The organism is Streptomyces swartbergensis (assembly GCF_002148965.1).
Taxonomy (GTDB): domain Bacteria; phylum Actinomycetota; class Actinomycetes; order Streptomycetales; family Streptomycetaceae; genus Streptomyces; species Streptomyces swartbergensis.
In genome coordinates, this window is record NZ_NGFN01000037.1 from 20,665 (window position 1) to 37,424 (window position 16,760).

The 16,760-nt window shown below is 71.2% G+C and carries 18 protein-coding genes and 1 pseudogene; 4 read left to right on the forward strand and 15 right to left on the reverse strand.

All coding sequences use genetic code 11. From position 1 onward, the window contains the following. Window positions 1-38: 38 nt before the first annotated feature. Window positions 39-566, reverse strand: coding sequence for a tetratricopeptide repeat protein (locus tag CA983_RS08940; protein WP_086600337.1), 528 nt, complete (start codon window positions 564-566; stop codon window positions 39-41). Between the two features lie 147 nt (window positions 567-713). Here CA983_RS08940 and CA983_RS08945 point away from each other — a divergent pair, with 147 nt between their 5' ends. Next, window positions 714-1,160 carry a hypothetical protein gene (locus CA983_RS08945; RefSeq protein WP_086600338.1) on the forward strand — a complete coding sequence of 149 codons (447 nt, stop codon included), beginning with the start codon at window positions 714-716 and terminating at the stop codon, window positions 1,158-1,160. Window positions 1,161-1,229: 69 nt separating this feature from the next. Here CA983_RS08945 and CA983_RS08950 read toward each other — a convergent pair whose 3' ends face one another. The 8 genes and pseudogenes from CA983_RS08950 to CA983_RS08990 form a co-directional block, all read right to left on the reverse strand. Further along, window positions 1,230-2,774: a DUF1996 domain-containing protein gene (locus tag CA983_RS08950; RefSeq protein WP_086600339.1), complete on the reverse strand. Its 1,545-nt coding sequence runs from the start codon at window positions 2,772-2,774 to the stop codon at window positions 1,230-1,232. A gap of 203 nt (window positions 2,775-2,977) precedes the next feature. Continuing rightward, window positions 2,978-3,340, reverse strand: a pseudogene (locus CA983_RS08955) (LuxR C-terminal-related transcriptional regulator); the annotation flags it as partial. A 14-nt stretch (window positions 3,341-3,354) separates the two neighbouring features. Then, window positions 3,355-4,356, reverse strand: a complete 1,002-nt coding sequence (locus CA983_RS08960; protein WP_107500210.1) for an NAD-dependent epimerase/dehydratase family protein — start codon at window positions 4,354-4,356, stop codon at window positions 3,355-3,357. Window positions 4,357-4,430: 74 nt separating this feature from the next. Continuing rightward, window positions 4,431-5,072, reverse strand: a complete 642-nt coding sequence (locus CA983_RS08965) for a winged helix-turn-helix domain-containing protein (RefSeq protein WP_086600341.1) — start codon at window positions 5,070-5,072, stop codon at window positions 4,431-4,433. A 334-nt stretch (window positions 5,073-5,406) separates the two neighbouring features. Further along, entirely contained in the window at window positions 5,407-6,342 is a 936-nt protein-coding gene (locus CA983_RS08975) for a DUF6891 domain-containing protein (RefSeq protein ID WP_086600343.1), read from the reverse strand. A 123-nt stretch (window positions 6,343-6,465) separates the two neighbouring features. Next, complete coding sequence (gene glnII, locus CA983_RS08980; protein ID WP_086600344.1) at window positions 6,466-7,497, reverse strand: glutamine synthetase; 1,032 nt, start codon at window positions 7,495-7,497, stop codon at window positions 6,466-6,468. A gap of 364 nt (window positions 7,498-7,861) precedes the next feature. Next, a complete protein-coding gene (locus CA983_RS08985) occupies window positions 7,862-8,545 on the reverse strand; it encodes an RlpA-like double-psi beta-barrel domain-containing protein (RefSeq protein ID WP_086600345.1) in 684 nt (227 codons plus the stop codon). Window positions 8,546-8,672: 127 nt separating this feature from the next. After that, window positions 8,673-9,032: an arsenate reductase family protein gene (locus tag CA983_RS08990; protein ID WP_086600346.1), complete on the reverse strand. Its 360-nt coding sequence runs from the start codon at window positions 9,030-9,032 to the stop codon at window positions 8,673-8,675. Window positions 9,033-9,232: 200 nt separating this feature from the next. Here CA983_RS08990 and CA983_RS08995 point away from each other — a divergent pair, with 200 nt between their 5' ends. Next, on the forward strand, window positions 9,233-9,547 hold the full coding sequence (locus tag CA983_RS08995) for a hypothetical protein (RefSeq protein WP_086600347.1): 315 nt from the start codon (window positions 9,233-9,235) through the stop codon (window positions 9,545-9,547). Window positions 9,548-9,640: 93 nt separating this feature from the next. Here the strand turns inward: CA983_RS08995 and CA983_RS09000 are convergent, their stop codons facing one another. Beyond that, window positions 9,641-10,696: an aldo/keto reductase gene (locus CA983_RS09000; RefSeq protein ID WP_086600348.1), complete on the reverse strand. Its 1,056-nt coding sequence runs from the start codon at window positions 10,694-10,696 to the stop codon at window positions 9,641-9,643. 106 nt (window positions 10,697-10,802) lie between these two features. Here CA983_RS09000 and CA983_RS09005 point away from each other — a divergent pair, with 106 nt between their 5' ends. Continuing rightward, window positions 10,803-11,414 carry a TetR/AcrR family transcriptional regulator gene (locus CA983_RS09005; RefSeq protein ID WP_086600349.1) on the forward strand — a complete coding sequence of 204 codons (612 nt, stop codon included), beginning with the start codon at window positions 10,803-10,805 and terminating at the stop codon, window positions 11,412-11,414. A gap of 22 nt (window positions 11,415-11,436) precedes the next feature. On the opposite strand, the gene CA983_RS09010 is transcribed toward CA983_RS09005, so the two are convergent. From CA983_RS09010 to CA983_RS09030, 5 genes are all read right to left on the reverse strand, one after another. Then, a complete protein-coding gene (locus CA983_RS09010) occupies window positions 11,437-12,624 on the reverse strand; it encodes a winged helix DNA-binding domain-containing protein (RefSeq protein WP_086600350.1) in 1,188 nt (395 codons plus the stop codon). Between the two features lie 103 nt (window positions 12,625-12,727). After that, complete coding sequence (locus CA983_RS09015) at window positions 12,728-14,371, reverse strand: alpha/beta fold hydrolase (RefSeq protein WP_244206762.1); 1,644 nt, start codon at window positions 14,369-14,371, stop codon at window positions 12,728-12,730. 66 nt (window positions 14,372-14,437) lie between these two features. Beyond that, a complete protein-coding gene (pspAB, locus tag CA983_RS09020) occupies window positions 14,438-15,022 on the reverse strand; it encodes a PspA-associated protein PspAB (protein ID WP_086600352.1) in 585 nt (194 codons plus the stop codon). A gap of 7 nt (window positions 15,023-15,029) precedes the next feature. Beyond that, window positions 15,030-15,947 carry a zinc metalloprotease HtpX gene (gene htpX, locus CA983_RS09025; protein WP_086600355.1) on the reverse strand — a complete coding sequence of 306 codons (918 nt, stop codon included), beginning with the start codon at window positions 15,945-15,947 and terminating at the stop codon, window positions 15,030-15,032. 97 nt (window positions 15,948-16,044) lie between these two features. After that, complete coding sequence (locus tag CA983_RS09030) at window positions 16,045-16,416, reverse strand: cupin domain-containing protein (protein WP_086600353.1); 372 nt, start codon at window positions 16,414-16,416, stop codon at window positions 16,045-16,047. Between the two features lie 123 nt (window positions 16,417-16,539). Here CA983_RS09030 and CA983_RS09035 point away from each other — a divergent pair. After that, a partial coding sequence (locus CA983_RS09035; RefSeq protein ID WP_143645467.1) for a transposase occupies window positions 16,540-16,760 on the forward strand: 221 nt, incomplete at its 3' end.

The following is a 16,760-nucleotide window of genomic DNA, read 5'->3' on the forward strand; positions in this document are numbered from 1 at the left end:
ACGAGCGAATCGGGGGATGGTCACCTGACCACGGGGCGTCACGCCCCCGGCTGCTCCCCGGGCTCCACGAGCAGCCGGGCGTAGTTCGCCATCGACCGCTGGTAGCGCGGCAGGTGCGGGGCCAGGGCGCCGAGGGCCAGGGACAACGCCTCGCGATCGCGGCCCAGGCTGGACAGGCACAGCGCGAGCGTCGCGCGCACCGCGTCGTTCAGCTCGTCGGACGGAGCCTCCAGCTCGGGCGTCAGCAGCGCGACACCCTCCTCGGCCCGGCCGGTGTTCCGCAGCGAGCTGGCCAGCTGGATCTTCGTCCGGCGGGCCTTGTAGGGGCTGACGTCGGCGAGGCCGAGCCCAAGTGCCTCCTGGTAGAGCGGGACCGCCTTGTCCGAGCGACCCGTGGAGTCCCAGGCGCAGGCACGCTCGAACGGCCCGAGCGGGCTTCCCTCCGGCAGCTCGGCGACGAGAGCGTCGACGTCGGCGCGGAAGCGGGCCTCGTCCTCTTCCGTTTCGGCGTAGTCGTCGAACCGGTCCCACAGGGCGGCCACGCGATCTTCCCAGTCCTGGTTCACCGGGACACACTCGCACGGACGTGCCTGTGGTGACACCCGAATTTGAGCGCTGCGCCCGCCACAGCCGTATCGAAGGCGGAGAGCCTCTTGCCAGGGCTCCGTGCGGCATGCGTCCGGACCGTGCCGTGACAAGGACCGGAGGAACAGATGAGGGTGACCCGACCGATGCTCGCGCTGAGCGGCGCGGTGGCGATACTGGCGCTGACCGGCTGCGGATCCGGCGGCAAGGGCGAGGCGGCCGTGCCGGAGACGGTGACCGGCAGCCTGGAGCACATCGCCGCCGAGGCCAAGTGCAAGCCGAACATGCAGACCGACGCCGACACCATCCGCCAGGCCCTGTGCAAGAAGGGCAAGGAGAAATACGTCCTCGCGACCTTCGCCACCGACCGCGGGCAGCGCGAGTGGCTGAACGGGGCCAAGGACTACGGCGGTTACTACCTCGTCGGCCGCAAGTGGGTCGCCGTCGGCGAGGAGAAGACGGTCATGGCGCTCCAGGGCACCCTCGGCGGGACCATGGAGGAAGGCTCCGAGCACATGAACCCCGGTGGCAGTCACAACAGCGGCGATCACAAGAGCGGCAGCCACCACGGCTGATCGCGCGAGCCGGGCAGAGCGAAAGCCGGCGGTGGGAAAACCCACCGCCGGCTTTCACTTACGTGCGGACTACTGGCAGTCCTCGCCGTTGTTGATGCACTGGACCATCTCGTTCATCACGTTCTCGTCGAAGAAGTTGATGAAGTCGTTGTGGTCGGTGATCGGCTTGTGCAGCTGCTCCGGGAAGGAGTCGATCGCGAACGGGTTCACGACCTGCCCGTTCTCGATCTGCGGCGCCGGGACGTCGTAGACCAGACGGACCTGGAGCTGGGGGATGGCCTGGAAGCCGTTCGAGCAGCTGCCGTCCGCCTCCACGAAGTCCACGTGGGTGCGGTGGTTGGCGCTGTCGATGTTCTGGCCGTCCCAGCAGCTCTGGAAGTTGGACGTCCGCACCACGGAGCTGCCCTCGGGGCAGATCGGGTACTTGTCCGTCACCTGCCGGTCCTCGAAGCCGGTGCAGCTCCACGAGGTGTTGGCGTTGTTCAGGCCGTTGGTGAGGGACTTGGCGTCACCCGTGATGATGCGCAGGGCCTTCGGCATCGCGACCACGTCGCTCGTCCGGTTGCCGACGAACTTCAGCTGCGCCTCGGCGGGCTCGACGATCTTGCCGACGTTGCCGTCCTGACCGCCACCCGGCTGGCCCTGGTCGATGTCCTGCGTACCGTCCTGGACCCGGATGACCGGCCAGAAGTACGACGACTTGTCGCCCTGGTTCTGGCAGGTCGTCTCGGCGTTCGCCAGGTCCTCGTCGCTCGCGAAGGCGTTGTTGCTCTGGTTGCCGACGTAGTCGTGCTGGTGCTGCGCGCCGTTGGAGACGCCGGGCGCCACGATCACGTTGTCCGAGTTGCGGTTCTCGTTCTCGTTGGTACCGCAGTTCGTGGTGAACGAGCCCGTGGAACCGCCGTCGCCGTTCGCGGCGAGACCGTTCGGCAGGTTGCGGGAGTTGGGCTGGACGTCCTCGATGTTGATGAAGTCGTCGGCCACCGGGCCGTTTCCGGCCTGCCCGCCGTTGCCGCCCTGGCCCTGGTCCTGGCCGTTGTCGCCGCCCTGGTCCTGACCGCCGTTGTCCTGGCCCTGGTCCTGACCGTCGTTGTTCTGGCCGTCGTTGTTCTGACCGCCCCCGGCGTTGCCGTCGTTGGTGTTCGCGTCGGCGGCCATGCCCTTGCACTCGGCCAGCTGGGCGAGGTTGTCCGGGGCCTGGCCGCCCACTCGCCGGATGTTGATGCCGATCCGGTCGATGACAGCGGTCCGCTTCGCCTTCAGCGGGCCGAGGATGGCGTTGTTGACGAAGCCCGAGTCACCGGCCTGGGCCTGACGCGTGGAGGCGAGCCGGGTGTAGGCCTCGCTGATCTGCTTGTCGAGGTTCGCCAGCTCCTTGTCCACCCCCTGGCGCGCACCCTCCGGCACGTCGGTGAGCTTCTGTCCTACGTCCGGGCACTGGATCGTGGCGATCTGTGCGCCCGCGGCCTTCGTCTGGTTCGCCGAGTTCTCCTCGTGCGCCGAGGCATAGAAGTTTGCCCAGATCAGCCCGCCCCCACCGAGCGCTAGGGCCGCCGATGCGGCTATGGCCTTGGTGGCCATCGGCGTCCGGCGTTTTCTTGTGTTGCGTCCCATGGAACTCCTCTGACTTCCTTTTTCGGGGGCATCGAGGCGCCCGACAGGAGTGAAGCGGCGCCCTTCCATACGGAGGCCGTCCCAGGGGTGTTCAGATGTCTCGGAAATTGATGCGAGATTCGTGAGGGAGCTGTGTTCTCAACACGCTCTTCCGCACCAGGAGTTGTTGATCCTCGACAGCGGGTGAATAAGCAGGTCCGGTTTCACCGGCCGTGGTCGAGATACGCGAGAACCGCCAGCACGCGCCGGTTGTCGTCGTCCGAGACCTCCAGTCCCAGTTTGGCGAAGATGTTCGCGGTGTGCTTGGCGATCGCCCGTTCCGTCACGACGAGTTTCGCGGCGATCGCCGCGTTGGACCGGCCCTGCGCCATCAGCTCCAGCACCTCCCGCTCCCGGGGCGTCAGCCGGGCCGGCGGCCTGCCGTCGCCCGCCTGCCGCGCCAGCAGCTGCTGGATGACCTGCGGATCCATCGCCGTACCACCGGCGGCGACCCGCCGTACCGCGTCCACGAACTGCTCGGCGTCGAACACCCGGTCCTTCAGCAGGTATCCCACGCCGCCTCCCCCACGCCTCTCACGCCTCAGCGCGTCCCGAGCACCTTCGCCTCCACCTCCGGGTCGAGGCCCGGGCGCGGCCGGTCCGGGCGCTGGGGCGCCACCCCGCCGACGTCCTGGAGCCACCGCCAGGTGTCGGCCACGGTCTCCTCGACGGGCCGGCAGTTCAGCCCCGCCCCGACCGCCCGGGAGACGTCCGCGCCGTGCAGGGCGTCGTGCAGGTCGCTGCCCGGGGGCACCCACACCGGCAGCTCGGTCCATGGCGCGATGCCGGCCTCCAGGATCACCTCGGGCTCGGTCCACCGCAGTTCGGCACCGCCGCCGGTGACCCGGACACACGTGTCCAGCAACTCGCCCATCGTGGTGTGCCCCTGAGGGCTGATCAGGTTGTACGGCCCGCTCAGCTCCCGCTCGGCCGCGTGCAGGATCCACTCGGCGAGGTCACGGACGTCCACGTACTGGAGGGGCAGTTCGCGCGGGCCCGGGGCCAGCACCGGTCCGCCGCGCGCCGTCCGGCCCAGCCACCAGGGCAGCCGGCCGATGTTCTCGTACGGGCCGAGGAGCAGCCCGGCCCGTACGAGCACCGACCGGTCCTCGCCGAAGGCGTCCAGGACGGCCAGCTCGCCGCCGCGCTTGTCCCGCGGGTAGTCGGTCTCGTCCGCGTCGGCCGAGGCGCCCTCCACCAGGGGCGCGTCCTCGCCGTACCCGGCGGGCGGGGCCCACGCGTACACCGAGCAGCTCGACACGTACACGTACCGGCGGGCGCGGCCCCGCAGCAGCCGCGCCGCGTCCCGCACCGCGCGGGGCGCCGCCGACCAGGTGTCGACGACGACGTCCCACTCGCCCGGCTCCTCGGCGAGGGCGGCCAGACCGCCGGACGCGGTGCGGTCGCCGAGCAGTGACCGCACGCCCGGCGGCACCTCGTGCCGCCCCCGGTGGAAGACGGTCACCTCCCAGCCCCGCCCCAGGGCCGCCTCGACGACGGCCCGGCCCGCGAACTCCGTACCACCCAGCATCAGAAGTCTCATGCCGCTGACTCTGCCCGCCGGGCCGGCGGGACGGAACGGGATCTGCCGTCAGCAGAAGGGCGGGCGCGGACGGCTCAGTGACCCACGGGGGGCACTGGGGGTACCGGGGGCACGTACTTGTAGCCGACCCGGCGCACCGTGCGGATCGTGTCGCGGTGCTCGGCACCCAGCTTGCGGCGCAGGCGGGCGATGTGGACGTCGACCGTACGGCCGTCGCCCACGTGCCCGTAGCCCCACACCGTGCCGACCAGCTGGTCGCGGGTGTGGACCCGGCCCGGGTGCGCCACGAGGTGGGCCAGCAGCTCGAACTCCAGGTAGGTGAGGTCGAGTTGACGCCCGGCCACTTCCGCTGTGCGCTGCACGGTGTCGACCCGGATCAGCGGCTCACCGCCCGGCTCGGGGCCTGCGGGGCCTGCGGGGCCTGCGGGGCCTGCGGGGCTTTCGACGCGGGTGGCCTCCGACCGGTCCGGCACCGCTGCCGGGAACGGCGGCTGCTGGTCGGCCGGTACGAGCACCAGATAGCCGATCATCGGCGGCTGCCCCGGCAGCGTGGGCAGGGTGTGCTGCGGGGCCGGGAGCCAGGTGGCACCGGGCGGCAGCAGGTCCGCGACGGTCACCACCTCATCCCGGTCGACGGCACGCAGCCGGTGCCGGGGCCCGGTGGCCGACGGGGCGTTGAAGGGGGCGGCGGGAGACAGGGAACGAGTGGTCGCCATGAGAGGTCAGCTCTTTCGCGCGAGGAGTTCGTCGGAGAGGTCGACGGCCGCGATTCGTGGTCGGGCTCGCCGAGGGACGTACGCGGTTCGCGCTGGCCGAAGGCCGGGGGGTGTACGGCTTTAGAGGGCCGGCGCGTTCGTCGCGCGGCAACACACCCGGTCGAAGTCGTGGTCCTGACGGGACGGCCAGAAGGGCTCGAGGTCATGGCGCCCCGTCGCGGTGTGCTTCTGGTAGCCGGCCATGGGGCCATTGAAGCAGACGGAGGCCAGGTGCCGGGACCCTCCTCTCACAGCTTGGACACCCGCCGCGCGGGCGGACGGCCCGCCCGGCACCTCATCCCACCAGGCGCTTGCGCCACTCCAAGGGCGCGACGTCGATCGACTTGCCCGGGTCGCCGTCCCACTCCGCGGACAGCCCGGCCGCTGCCAGCGCCGCCACCACCTCGTGTCCGACGGCCTTCGTGGTCTCCTCGGAGCCGTCGAACCCGCCGTAGTGGAGCGACAGGCCGTGCCCCTGCGCCGCGCCGCGCGTGTCCTGGTGGTGGAAGAAGACGAACCCGCGCACCCCCGGCTTGCCGTCCGTCTCCGCGCCGATCTCCGTCATGCCGCAGCCGCGGCAGCAGGTGAAGTCCTCCCGGGCGACGATGCCGTCGTCCTCCAGGGCCGCGAAGGCCTGCGCCAGCCGGTCCGGATCGGTCGGCCCCGCCCACGTCTCCTGCTCGTCGAGCCGGTCCAGCCACAGCCGCTCGACGATCTCACGGGCCTGCGCCTGGGAGACGGGGGAGGCGCCCTCGCCGTCCTCCATCAGGTACACCGTCTCGCGGATCATCGCCTCGATACCCAGACAGCCGTCCTGGAGCATGTCGCGCACGTACGCCTCGGCCCGCGCGGCGACCTCGGCCGCGAGGTCAGGGGCCTCCTCGGGCAGCCCGAACTCCTCGCGCTCCCAGGCGACCCCGGTGTCCCAGCCGTCCTCCTGCCGAGCCCAGCGCACCATCACCTCGGCGACGAGGCCCGGATCGGTCACCCGGGCCACCCACATGTGAGGGACGCGGCCCGTGCGGTGCTGAAGGTCGTACGCACCGTCCGCGTCGCGTGCCGTCTGGATGAAGACCAGCGGCCGGTCCGGTATCCGCTGCACCACGAGGAAGTGGTCGTCGTCCCCGCCGATCCGCTCCACCAGCTCGCGCAGCAGCCGCGCCGGGATCCGCGCGTACGTCTGCCCGCTCTCCGTCTTCACCCTGATGGCAAGGCCCCCGTCGATCTTCATGCCCCCACGATGACATGGCCCACTGACAACGCGAGGGGGCGCCCACCGCGAACGGTGAGCGCCCCCTCCGGAGCCCTTTGGCGACCCGGAGCCTTATGGCGACCCGGAGCCTTATGGCGTAGGTCAGACCTGGCCGGCCTTCTCCAGCGCCGAGCAGCAGGTGTCGACGAGCAGGCGGGTCACCACGTACGGGTCGACGTTGGCGTTCGGACGGCGGTCCTCGATGTAGCCCTTGCCGTCCTTCTCGACCTGCCACGGGATACGCACCGAGGCACCGCGGTTGGAGACGCCGTAGGAGTACTCGTTCCACGGGGCGGTCTCGTGCAGACCGGTCAGGCGGTCGTCGATGCCGGCGCCGTAGTTCTTGACGTGGTCGAGCGGCTTGGAGCCCTCGCCCAGCGACTCGGCCGCGGTGATGATCGCGTCGTAGCTCTCGCGCATCGCCTTGGTGGAGAAGTTGGTGTGCGCACCGGCGCCGTTCCAGTCGCCCTTGACCGGCTTCGGGTCGAGCGTGGCGGCGATGTCGAAGTCCTCGGCGGTGCGGTAGAGCAGCCAGCGGGCCACCCACAGCTGGTCGGAGACCTCCAGCGGGGCGAGCGGGCCGACCTGGAACTCCCACTGGCCGGGCATGACCTCGGCGTTGATGCCGGAGATGCCCAGGCCCGCCTTCAGGCAGTTGTCCAGGTGTGCCTCGACGACGTCACGGCCGAAGATCTCGTCGGCGCCGACACCGCAGTAGTAGCCGCCCTGCGGGGCCGGGAAGCCGCCCTTGGGGAAGCCGAGCGGGTAGCCGTCCTTGAAGAACGTGTACTCCTGCTCGATGCCGAAGATCGGCTCCTGGGCGGCGAACTTCTCCTCGACCTCGGCCAGCGCGGCGCGGGTGTTGGTGGCGTGCGGGGTGAGGTCGATGTTCAGGACCTCGCACAGGACCAGTACGTCGTCGCCGCCGCGGATGGGGTCCGGGCAGGTGAAGACCGGCTTGAGGACGCAGTCCGAGGCGTGGCCCTCGGCCTGGTTGGTGGAGGACCCGTCGAAGCCCCAGATCGGCAGCGCGTCGAGACCGGCGGGGGAGCCCGCGATGATCTTGGTCTTGGAACGCAGCTTGGCCGTCGGCTCGGTGCCGTCGATCCAGATGTACTCAGCCTTGAAGGTCACGGGCCACATCCTTCGGGGGTGTGTCTGGGCGCGTATCGCGGGTGCTTGCGGCGCTGCGGCACTGGGGCGCCGCGTCAATGCCCGGCAGCCTGTCAACAGGCGATTTCCCGGCCATTGCTCGAATGTGAACCCCGTGTTACCTGGTGTCGCTGTGCCGTACCTCACGGCGTGAGGGCGTTTGGACCCGAGGGAGGAGCTGGTCACCGGCTTCCCTCCGTCAAGCCGGTGACCGGCGCCGCGTGCCGCACGGCGCGCCGGTCCTGCCGCTCCTGGCCGGGAGCGGCAGGACCGTTGACACGTACGAGGAGGCGGCCGAGGGGGTGGCCGCCGCCTCAGTGACTCACTCGTCCTCGTCCGTCCGGCGTCACCCCACCTTCTCGATCACGGCCCGGCGGATCAGGAACTTGCCGGGCTCACGGACCTGTTCGAACGCCGCGTTGTTGAGCAGCACACAGCTGCCGGAGACCGAAGTGACCTCCACCGTCGTGGACTTGTCGTTGTCCAGGTTGGTGACCTTCAGCTTCGTGCCGGCCGGGAACTGGTTGCTGGACGCGGCAGGCGCACCGTCCTCGCCGGAGAGCGTGACGGTGGAGCCGTTGCACACCTGCTGTCCGGAGGCCGCGGCTCCACCACCGGGGTTCTCCGCGGGGGCGGACTGCGCGGGCTGTGAGGGCTGGGCGCCTCCGGCCTGCTGACCGCCCTGCGCGGGCTGCGACGGCTGCGCGGCCTGGGAGTCCTGAGCCGACTCCCCCACCACGCACCCCGACGCCTCCTGCTTCCGCTGGATCTCCGCGACGACCGCCTCGCGGTTGGCGATCCGCGCCTCGGACTGCGCGTCGGGGTTGGCCCGCTGGTCCGCGATGAACTTCTGGTTGTTGCCGAGGGCGGTGGCGAGGCCCTGGCAGACCGTCGACTCCGCCGCCGACTTGGGCGTCTGCGCGGCGTTCGACGTGCTCGCCATGACGAAGGCCCCGCCTCCCGCCACGGTCGCCGCGCTCACCAGCAGCGCGATCTTCTTCTTCGTGCCGAGAGTTCTCCTACGCGACATGCGCGCCTCCTGAAGAGAGGTAGGGGAGCGTACGCCGCTATGTACGAGATACCGAACGAGGTTACTCAGTGGTTACAGGAGTCACCCAAGTAACCTGCGTCACACATAGGAGACTTCCACGGGATCTCTAGCGGGAGAGGGCGTCCCGTACGGCCTCGTCGGTGCGCGCGACCACCGCCGTGCCGTCGTCCGCCGTGATGATCGGCCGCTGGATCAGCTTGGGATGCTCGGCGAGGGCCTTGATCCACCGCTCCCGCGAACTCGCGTCGCGGGGCCACTCCTTGACGCCGAGTTCCTTGGCGGCGGGCTCCTGGGTGCGGGTGATGTCCCAGGGTTCCAGTCCGAGCCGGTCCAGCACGCCCCGGATCTCGTCCTCGCTCGGCACGTCCTCCAGGTAGCGGCGGACGGTGTAGTCGGCACCCTCGGCGTCGAGCAGCTTCACGGCGCTGCGGCACTTCGAACAGGCCGGGTTGATCCAGATCTCCATGGCCCCACGGTACGCCCCCGTAACCCCGGGAAGCGTGCGCCGAAAACCCGTTCTCCACTTGTGTCACCGCACCCCCGAAAGCCCTTGTGGCCAGGGCCTTTTGTCAGTGGTGGGCAGTAGAATAGAAGCAGTGTTCGAGGGTGGCGCCGGGATCGCCGAGGACCCCGGTGAGCCGCCCTCACCGCGACAGGAGGATGCCTGTGCCCGCTGCCGCACTGAAGCCGAAGCCGCTGCCCACCCAGTCCACCGCGAAGCGCCCCGTCCTGCTCGACCTGCCGTACGTGCCCGTGGAGAAGCGGCCGCTGCCCCCGGGCCGGCCGCGCGAGTGGTACGTCTCGCACAACCGTCGCCTCAAGGCGATGCGCCTCGCCATCGCCCTGCTCGACTCCGGCGTCTACATGCCGAACCAGGCCCGCAACGAGACGATCCGCGACGCGGCGGAACTGATCGGCGTCCACCCGCCGTCGGACACCACGTGCCACATGGTGAGGGCGCTCATGCGCTACTCGCGCTGACCCGACCCGACCCGACCCGACCCGATCTGATCCGATCCGATCTGATCCGATCCCGAGCGCCGGGTGCCCTGTTCCGCGGGGTGCCCGGCGCTGTCATGCCGCCCGGCCCGGTGCCGCGAACACCGGCGGGTTCAGGCGGGCGAAGCCCTCCTGCCGCTCGTAGGGGAAGTAGGGGTACGGCGCCGGGCGGTGGCTCGCCGCGTCGAGCTTCGCCACCTGCTCGGGGGTGAGGCTCCAGCCGATGGCGCCGAGGTTCTGGCGCAGCTGCTCCTCGTCGCGGGCACCGATGAGGACGGAGGACACCGTCGGCCGCTGCAGCAGCCAGTTGAGGGCGATCTGCGGYACCGCCTTGCCCGTCTCCTCCGCGATCTCGTCCAGCGCGTCGATCACGCCGTAGAGGTGCTCATCGGCGACGGGCGGGCCGTAGTCGGCGGTGCGGTGCAGCCGGCTGCCGGGCGGAAGCGGTGCGCCGCGGCGGATCCTGCCGGTGAGGCGGCCCCAGCCGAGCGGGCTCCAGACGATGGCGCCGAGGCCCTGGTCGAGGGCGAGTGGCATCAGCTCCCACTCGTAGTCGCGGCCGATGAGGGAGTAGTACACCTGATGGGCCACATAACGCGGATGCCCGTGCCGCTCCGCTGCCGCGAGGGACTTCATCACCTGCCAGCCGGAGAAGTTGGAGACGCCGGTGTAACGCACCTTGCCCGCCCGCACCAGCGAGTCGAGCGTCTCCAGTACCTCCTCCACCGGTGTCCCGGCGTCGAAGGCGTGGAGCTGGAAGAGGTCGAGGTGATCCGTGCCGAGCCTGCGCAGGGCGTCCTCGCAGGCGCGGATCAGCCGGGAACGGGAGGAGCCTGCGTCACCCGGTCCGTCGCCCGTCGGCAGGCTCGTCTTGGTGGAGAGGATCACTTGGTCCCGGCGGCCCTTGACCGCCTCCCCGAGCACCTCCTCGGACGCGCCGGCGGAGTAGACGTCGGCGGTGTCGAACATCGTGACCCCCGCGTCCAGGCAGATGTCCACCAGGCGGCGCGCCTCCTGCGCGTCGGTGGTGCCCCACGCGCCGAAGAGCGGGCCCCGGCCGCCGAAGGTTCCGGCTCCGAAGCTCAGCGCCGGAACCATGAGTCCGGACGTGCCCAGTCGCCTGTATTCCATATCAGTCCCCTTCCGGGAGTGCTAACGGGTCTCTGGTTCCGTTAACAGCTATAAAGTAGCAGGGTGGATCGCTTAATGGAACAGGAGTGCCGTTATGGCTGGGGTTATGTCTGATGGAGGCGAGCCGGGGACCGTGCGGCCCGGGGGTCGCACGGCGCGGATCCGGGAGGCGGTGCTGCGAGCGGCCGAGGACGCCCTGACCGAGCAGGGGTTCACCGGCCTGGACCTGGCCGACGTCGCTCGCCGTGCCGGCGTGGGCAAGACGACCGTCTACCGCCGCTGGGGGACGGTGACCGGGCTCGTGGCGGACCTGCTGGCGGACATGGCCGAGCAGTCCGCCCCGCGCACCGAGACCGGTTCACTGCTCGGCGACCTGATGGCCAACGCCCGGCTCGTCCAGCGGACCTTGACGGACCCTCGGCAGGGGCCGCTGTTCAAGGCGCTGATCGCCGCCGCCACCGGCGACCCGAAGACGGCCGCGGCGCTGCATCGCTTTTACGACATCCGCGTCAGGGAGTGGGCTCCCTGCGTCCGGCAGGCCGTCGACCGGGGCGAGGTGCCCGAAGGCACCGACACGCACGAGGTGATCCGTGCCGTTTCCGCCCCGCTCTACTACCACCTGCTCATCAGCGGCGGCCGCCTCGACGAGACGATGGCCGACCGGGCGGCGGAGGCGGCGGCGACCGCGGCGCGGGCGGGGGCGTACGTACGGGCCTGACCCCGCGCCGACGCTCTCCTGGCTACGCCGCCAGCTCCTTCTCCAGCGGCGTCCGGAAGCGTGGCGTGATCCTGGTCGTCCCCACCCACCCGCTCAGCCGCTCCGCTTCCTTCTCGATCGCCGCGAGCGCCTCCCGGCCCACGCCCTCCTCGGCGAGGATCCGCCAGACGATCTCCCCGTCGGGCCGCTGGGCCCACCCGCCGACCACGCGTCCGTTCCACCACACCGTCGGCCCGACGTTCCCGCTGCGGTCGAACAGCCGGGGCCGCAGCTCCGGCGCGAGATACCAGTCGCGCTGCTGCCACCCCATCGCCGTCGGGTCGAGGGCGGGCAGCAGTGCGGCCCAGGGCTCGCCGGGCGCGGCTACCTCGTCGACGTCGCCGTCGGTCACGTATCCCGTGCCCTCGTCCAGCGACACCGGCTGCGCCGCGATCGCGGACAGCGCCCGGCGGACCTCCGTCACGCGCCATCCCGTCCACCACTTCAGATCGGCCTCGGTCGCCGGACCGCACGCGGCGAGCCACAGTCCCAGCAACTCCGCCTGCGCCTGCTCCGGGTCCAGTTCGGGGTGCTCGGGCGCCACGGCCCAGCGGAACTGGCTGGACGTCCAGGAGCCGAGCGGCCGGCCGCGTACGACCTTCCCCTCGACGCCCAGCACCCTCAGCAGCCGGGTGGAGACCGTGTGCAGGCCCTCGTACCTCTTGCCGGCCGCGTACACGAACTGCTCCCGCAGCCGCGGCTCGTCCTGGGCGAGTTCGGCGGCCGTGGCCTGCCCGCGCCGGGCGAGTGCCGCCAGGGCCGAGTCCTCGACCTCCTTCAGCCAGGCCGCGTCCGGCGCCCCGGCCGCCGCCATGTCCCTGAGCAGCGCGGCCCGCTCCCGGGCGGCGACCGCCAGACCGGTCGAGGCGTTCACGACGGCGGTCAGGGCCGTGGGGAACACGAACACCGTGTGCCGCATGCCGTGCATCCGCACCAGGGAACGGTCGTCGTACAGCGCGCGCCCGGTCTCCGCCACCGTCTTCGCGGGGTCCGCCAGCCGCGCGCCCACGGCCAGGTACACCGCCGCCGGGTCCGTGCCGTGCAGGGCGACGAGCGAACCGGCGACCTCCTCGGGGGTTCCCGCCCGCGCCTGCCCGGCCAGCCGCTGCCGCAACGCGAGCCGGGCCCGCCGCTCCGCCACCCCGATGTACCGCTGCGCCCTACCGCCCATACCGGCCTCCAGTCGTCACATCGCTCCGGACATCGCTCCGATCCGACCGCATCATCGCGAACACCACTGACAATCGGCCGTCATCCGCACCGGCCACCGCCCCTCAGGCGTACCGCTCCAGCAGGCCGGCCACATACGCCTCCAGCCGCCCGGCCAGCGCCTGAGGCGTCAGATCGGTCCGGCCCAGCTCCCGCCACGGGCCCGCCAGCTTCGCCGCGTCGGGGGCGTACGCCAAGGCGTCGAGCAGCCGCCAGTACAGATGGTCCGGGCCGTCGGCGAGCCGGTGGCCGCCGCGGGCCTCGTAGCGCTCCCGGAAACCGAGGCCGTACTCCGGGCCGTACAGCAGCGCGAGGGCCGTCGAGCAGTGGGCGACGTCCAGGTCGGCGGGACCCCAGGAGGTCTCCACCCAGTCGACGACACCGCTGATCCGCAGGCCGGCCTCCGAGCCGGTGAACAGCACGTTCCCCGGGTGGAAGTCGCGGTGCAGGAAGCAGCCCTCGTACGGCGGCGGGTCGCGGCGGATCACGTCCACCGCTCGTTCCCACATCTCACCCTCGGGCGAGAGCACCCGCTCAGGGGACGTCCAGGCCTGGTACAGCCGCGGACGCTCCTCGGGAACGACCCGGTGGATCCGGGCGAGCTGGGCCGCCAGCAGGTCCACCCGCAGGTCCAGGTCGTCCTCCTGGTCCACCCGGACCCGGCCCGGCAGCACGGACATCAGCAGGGACGGGTGGTCGCAGTGCTCGGCGGTCGCGTCCACGCCGATCAGCTCGGCGGCCGGCACGCCCTTCTGCTCCGCCAAGAGCGTGAGAATCTCCGCCTCGCGGGCCAGCAGCCCGGGCGCGTGCCGCCGGAAGAAGGGCTTCACGAAGGTCCGCAGCGCCAGCTCGGTGCCGTCGTCGAGGGTGAGCCGCCGCATCTGGGCGCTCCAACCGCCGCTCAGGAAAGCCGACTTGTCGACTGTACGGCCCTCCGGCAGTTGCTTGGCCACCCACGCGCGCGTGGCCGTCCAGCCCTGCTCGCCCAGCCCGGTCAGGACAGCCGTGACGAACTCCCGCACGTCGCCGGGGTGGTCGCGGAACCACAGCCCCAACCGGTGCTCCGCCTCGGGGAGTTCCCAGTGGGTGAACTGGGCGCGCCGGGCCAGCGCCTCCGAGACGGCCTCCGTCACGGCGGGCGGGATGACCTCGTCCATGCCCGGCACCGCCAGCACCGCCCGCCCCGCGTACCCCCGCAGGACGTCGAGCGCGGGCGACTCCCGCCAGCTTTCGGGCCGCCGGATGATCTCGCTGAACCGCCCGTCACCCGCACCGAACGGCACATCCCACGCCGCCGCCGCGTACACCGCCGGCGCGCACAGCCCCAGCGCCGCCACCCGGTCCCCGTAGTGCCGGACGAGATCGGCCACCGTCTGGCCGCTCATGCTGAAGCCGACGAGGACCAGCGGCCCGTCCACGCGCGCGTGCGCGTCGATGACGGACACGGCCTGCTCGAAGCGGCGGCGCAGGCTCAGCTCGGGCAGCAGGCCGGTGCTCTCCCCGTGCCCGGAGAAGTCGAAGGCGAGGGCGTGGCAGCCGTGCGCGGCGAACTCCGACAGCAACGGCAGCAGCCGCTCCTTGCTGCCGTTGCCCGCGCCGTGCAGCAGTACGACGGTCGCCCTGGCCGGCTCACCCGGTCCGGTGCCGCCGGACAGTCCGCTGAGTCGTTCACCGTCGACGGCATGTGTGAAGGGGATCAGCTCACTCATACGGCCATTCATTCACGCGGCCGGGCCCTGTGAGGGGCGATCACACAGGGCCATCACACAGGGCGATCACAGACCCGGCGCTCCCCACACCGGGAACCAGCGACCCAGGTCCTGCTCGATCGGCAGATCGTCCGCGAGTGCCGCCCGCACCTGGAGTTCCAGCGCGTTGTCACGCCGCTGGTGTTCTCCCGGCAGGGGCGCGAACGGGTAGAAGGTGCCGCGCTTGTAGAGGTAGACCAGCGCGAGCCGCCGGCCGGACCGGTCCCGGAACCCCGCCAGGGAGCAGAGCAGTTGGGGGCCGAACCCGTTGACCTCCATCTGGCTGTTCACGGCGTGCAGGTCCGTCACGAGTGGTGCCAGCTGGTCGGGGGCGCGGTGCGAGACCAGCCAGGAGTAGCCGTAGTCGTCCTGCCGCAGTTCCACCGGCGGGCCGTCGCGGTCGCTGTCCGCGTCCAGCAGCGCCCGCACCTCGCGGTGGGTCTGCTCGAAGGCCGCGCCCTCGACCGTGGCGAAGCACACCGCGCCCTGCCCGGTCGGGGTGAAGCCCGCCGCGGCCTCCAGCGTCACGGCTGCCGACGGCAGCGCGAAGAGCCGGTCGAGATCCGGCGCGACCGGCTTGGTCCGGCCGAGCAGAATGTCCAGCAGCCCCATGCCCCGCTCACACCCCTCCGGGCGCCGCCGCCTCGCCCAGCTCGGCGGAGATCCGGCCCAGCTGGTCGAGCCGCTGCTCCAGGCTCGGGTGTGTCGAGAAGAGCCGCGCGACACCGGGCTCGCGGCCCAGCGCCGGAGTGAAGTAGAAGGCGTTGAAGGCCTGGGCCGTGCGCAGGTCCTTCGTCGGGATGCGGGCGATGTCCCCCGACACCTTGGTGAGGGCCGAGGCCAGCGCCGAGGGCCGGCCGGTGAGCAGCGCGGCCGCGCGGTCCGCGGCCAGCTCCCGGTACCGGGACAGGGACCGGATCAGCAGGAAGCTCACCGCGTACACGGCCGCCGACACGCCCATCACCGCGGCGAAGACCACCGCCGTGTTCTGGTCCCTGCGGCCCCCGCCGAACAGCTGCGAGTAGAAGGCGAACCGCACGATCAGCCCCGCGAGCACACCGAGGAACGAGGCGACCGTGATCACCGCGACGTCCTTGTGCGCCACATGCGACAGCTCGTGCGCGAGCACGCCCTCCAGCTCGGCCGGGTCCAGACGCCTGAGCAGCCCGGTCGTCACACAGACCACGGCATGGTCGGGGTTCCGCCCCGTCGCGAACGCGTTGGGCATGTCCATAGCGGACACGGCCACCACCGGCTTGGGCATGTCCGCGATGGCGCACAGCCGGTCCACGACCCCGTGCAGCTCGGGAAACTCCTCCCGTTCCACGACCCGCCCGCGCATCGCGAACAGCGCGACCCGGTCCGAGAACCAGTACTGGGCGCCGAGCACCGCCGCCGCGACGACCACGACCAGCACCCACGACTTCAGCAGCACGATCAGTGCCGCGACGAACCCCACGTACACCAGCCCGAGCAGGAACAGCGTGATCCCCATACGGGTGGTCAACCGCCGGTCACTCCGGAAACGGCTGTGCATCTGCATCACCCCGCAGTCAGGCACTCGTCCCACTGCCAGTGTGCACCCGCCCCCGCCCATGAACGGGTCGCGATCATCCCCAGGCCCGGCAAAGGCGTCAGCCGCCCCCGGCCACCGCGTACCCGGGCACGGACGGCCACCGGACGGTCAGCACGACCGAMTCCTCCTCGGCGAACCAGGAGTGATCGACCCCGCGCCCCCACACGACGTAGTCCCCCTGCCGCTCCAGCAGGACACTGCGACCGGGGAGTTCCACCCGGAAGCGCCCGCTGACGAGAACCAGCAGCGCGGTCCGCTCCTCACCCCGCACCCACTGCGGCCGTTCGTCGCCGGCCGGGTGGACACCCCACTTGACCTCGACGGCCTCGCTGTGGCGCGGATCGCCGACGTCCTTGAAGTGCCCGAGGAGCCACCCCCGGTCCAGCGCCGCGTCCTTGCCCGCGTTGCCCACGTACACACCGTCATCCACGTGGCCGGACGCTAGCAGCCGCCGCCTTGACCGGCCCCGAACGCCCCCTAGGGCGTGTGTGAGGTCGTGATCAATCTCGGGTTCTGGCCCCGTGCGGGGGCGGGATGCGGTAGGACGCTGGGTGTGACACGTAGGCAACTCACAGACGAGCAGTGGGAGTTCATCGAGCCGTACCTGCCGATAGGCGAGTACGGTCCGTACCCCGAGCGGCTGCGGGAGCAGTTCGAGGGGGTGATCTGGCGGTTTCGGTCCAGCGCCCAGTGGCGCGAGATGCCCTCCGAGTTCGGACCGTGGGCGACCGTCTACGGGCGCTTTCGCGTCTGGCGGGACGCCGGGGTCTTCTC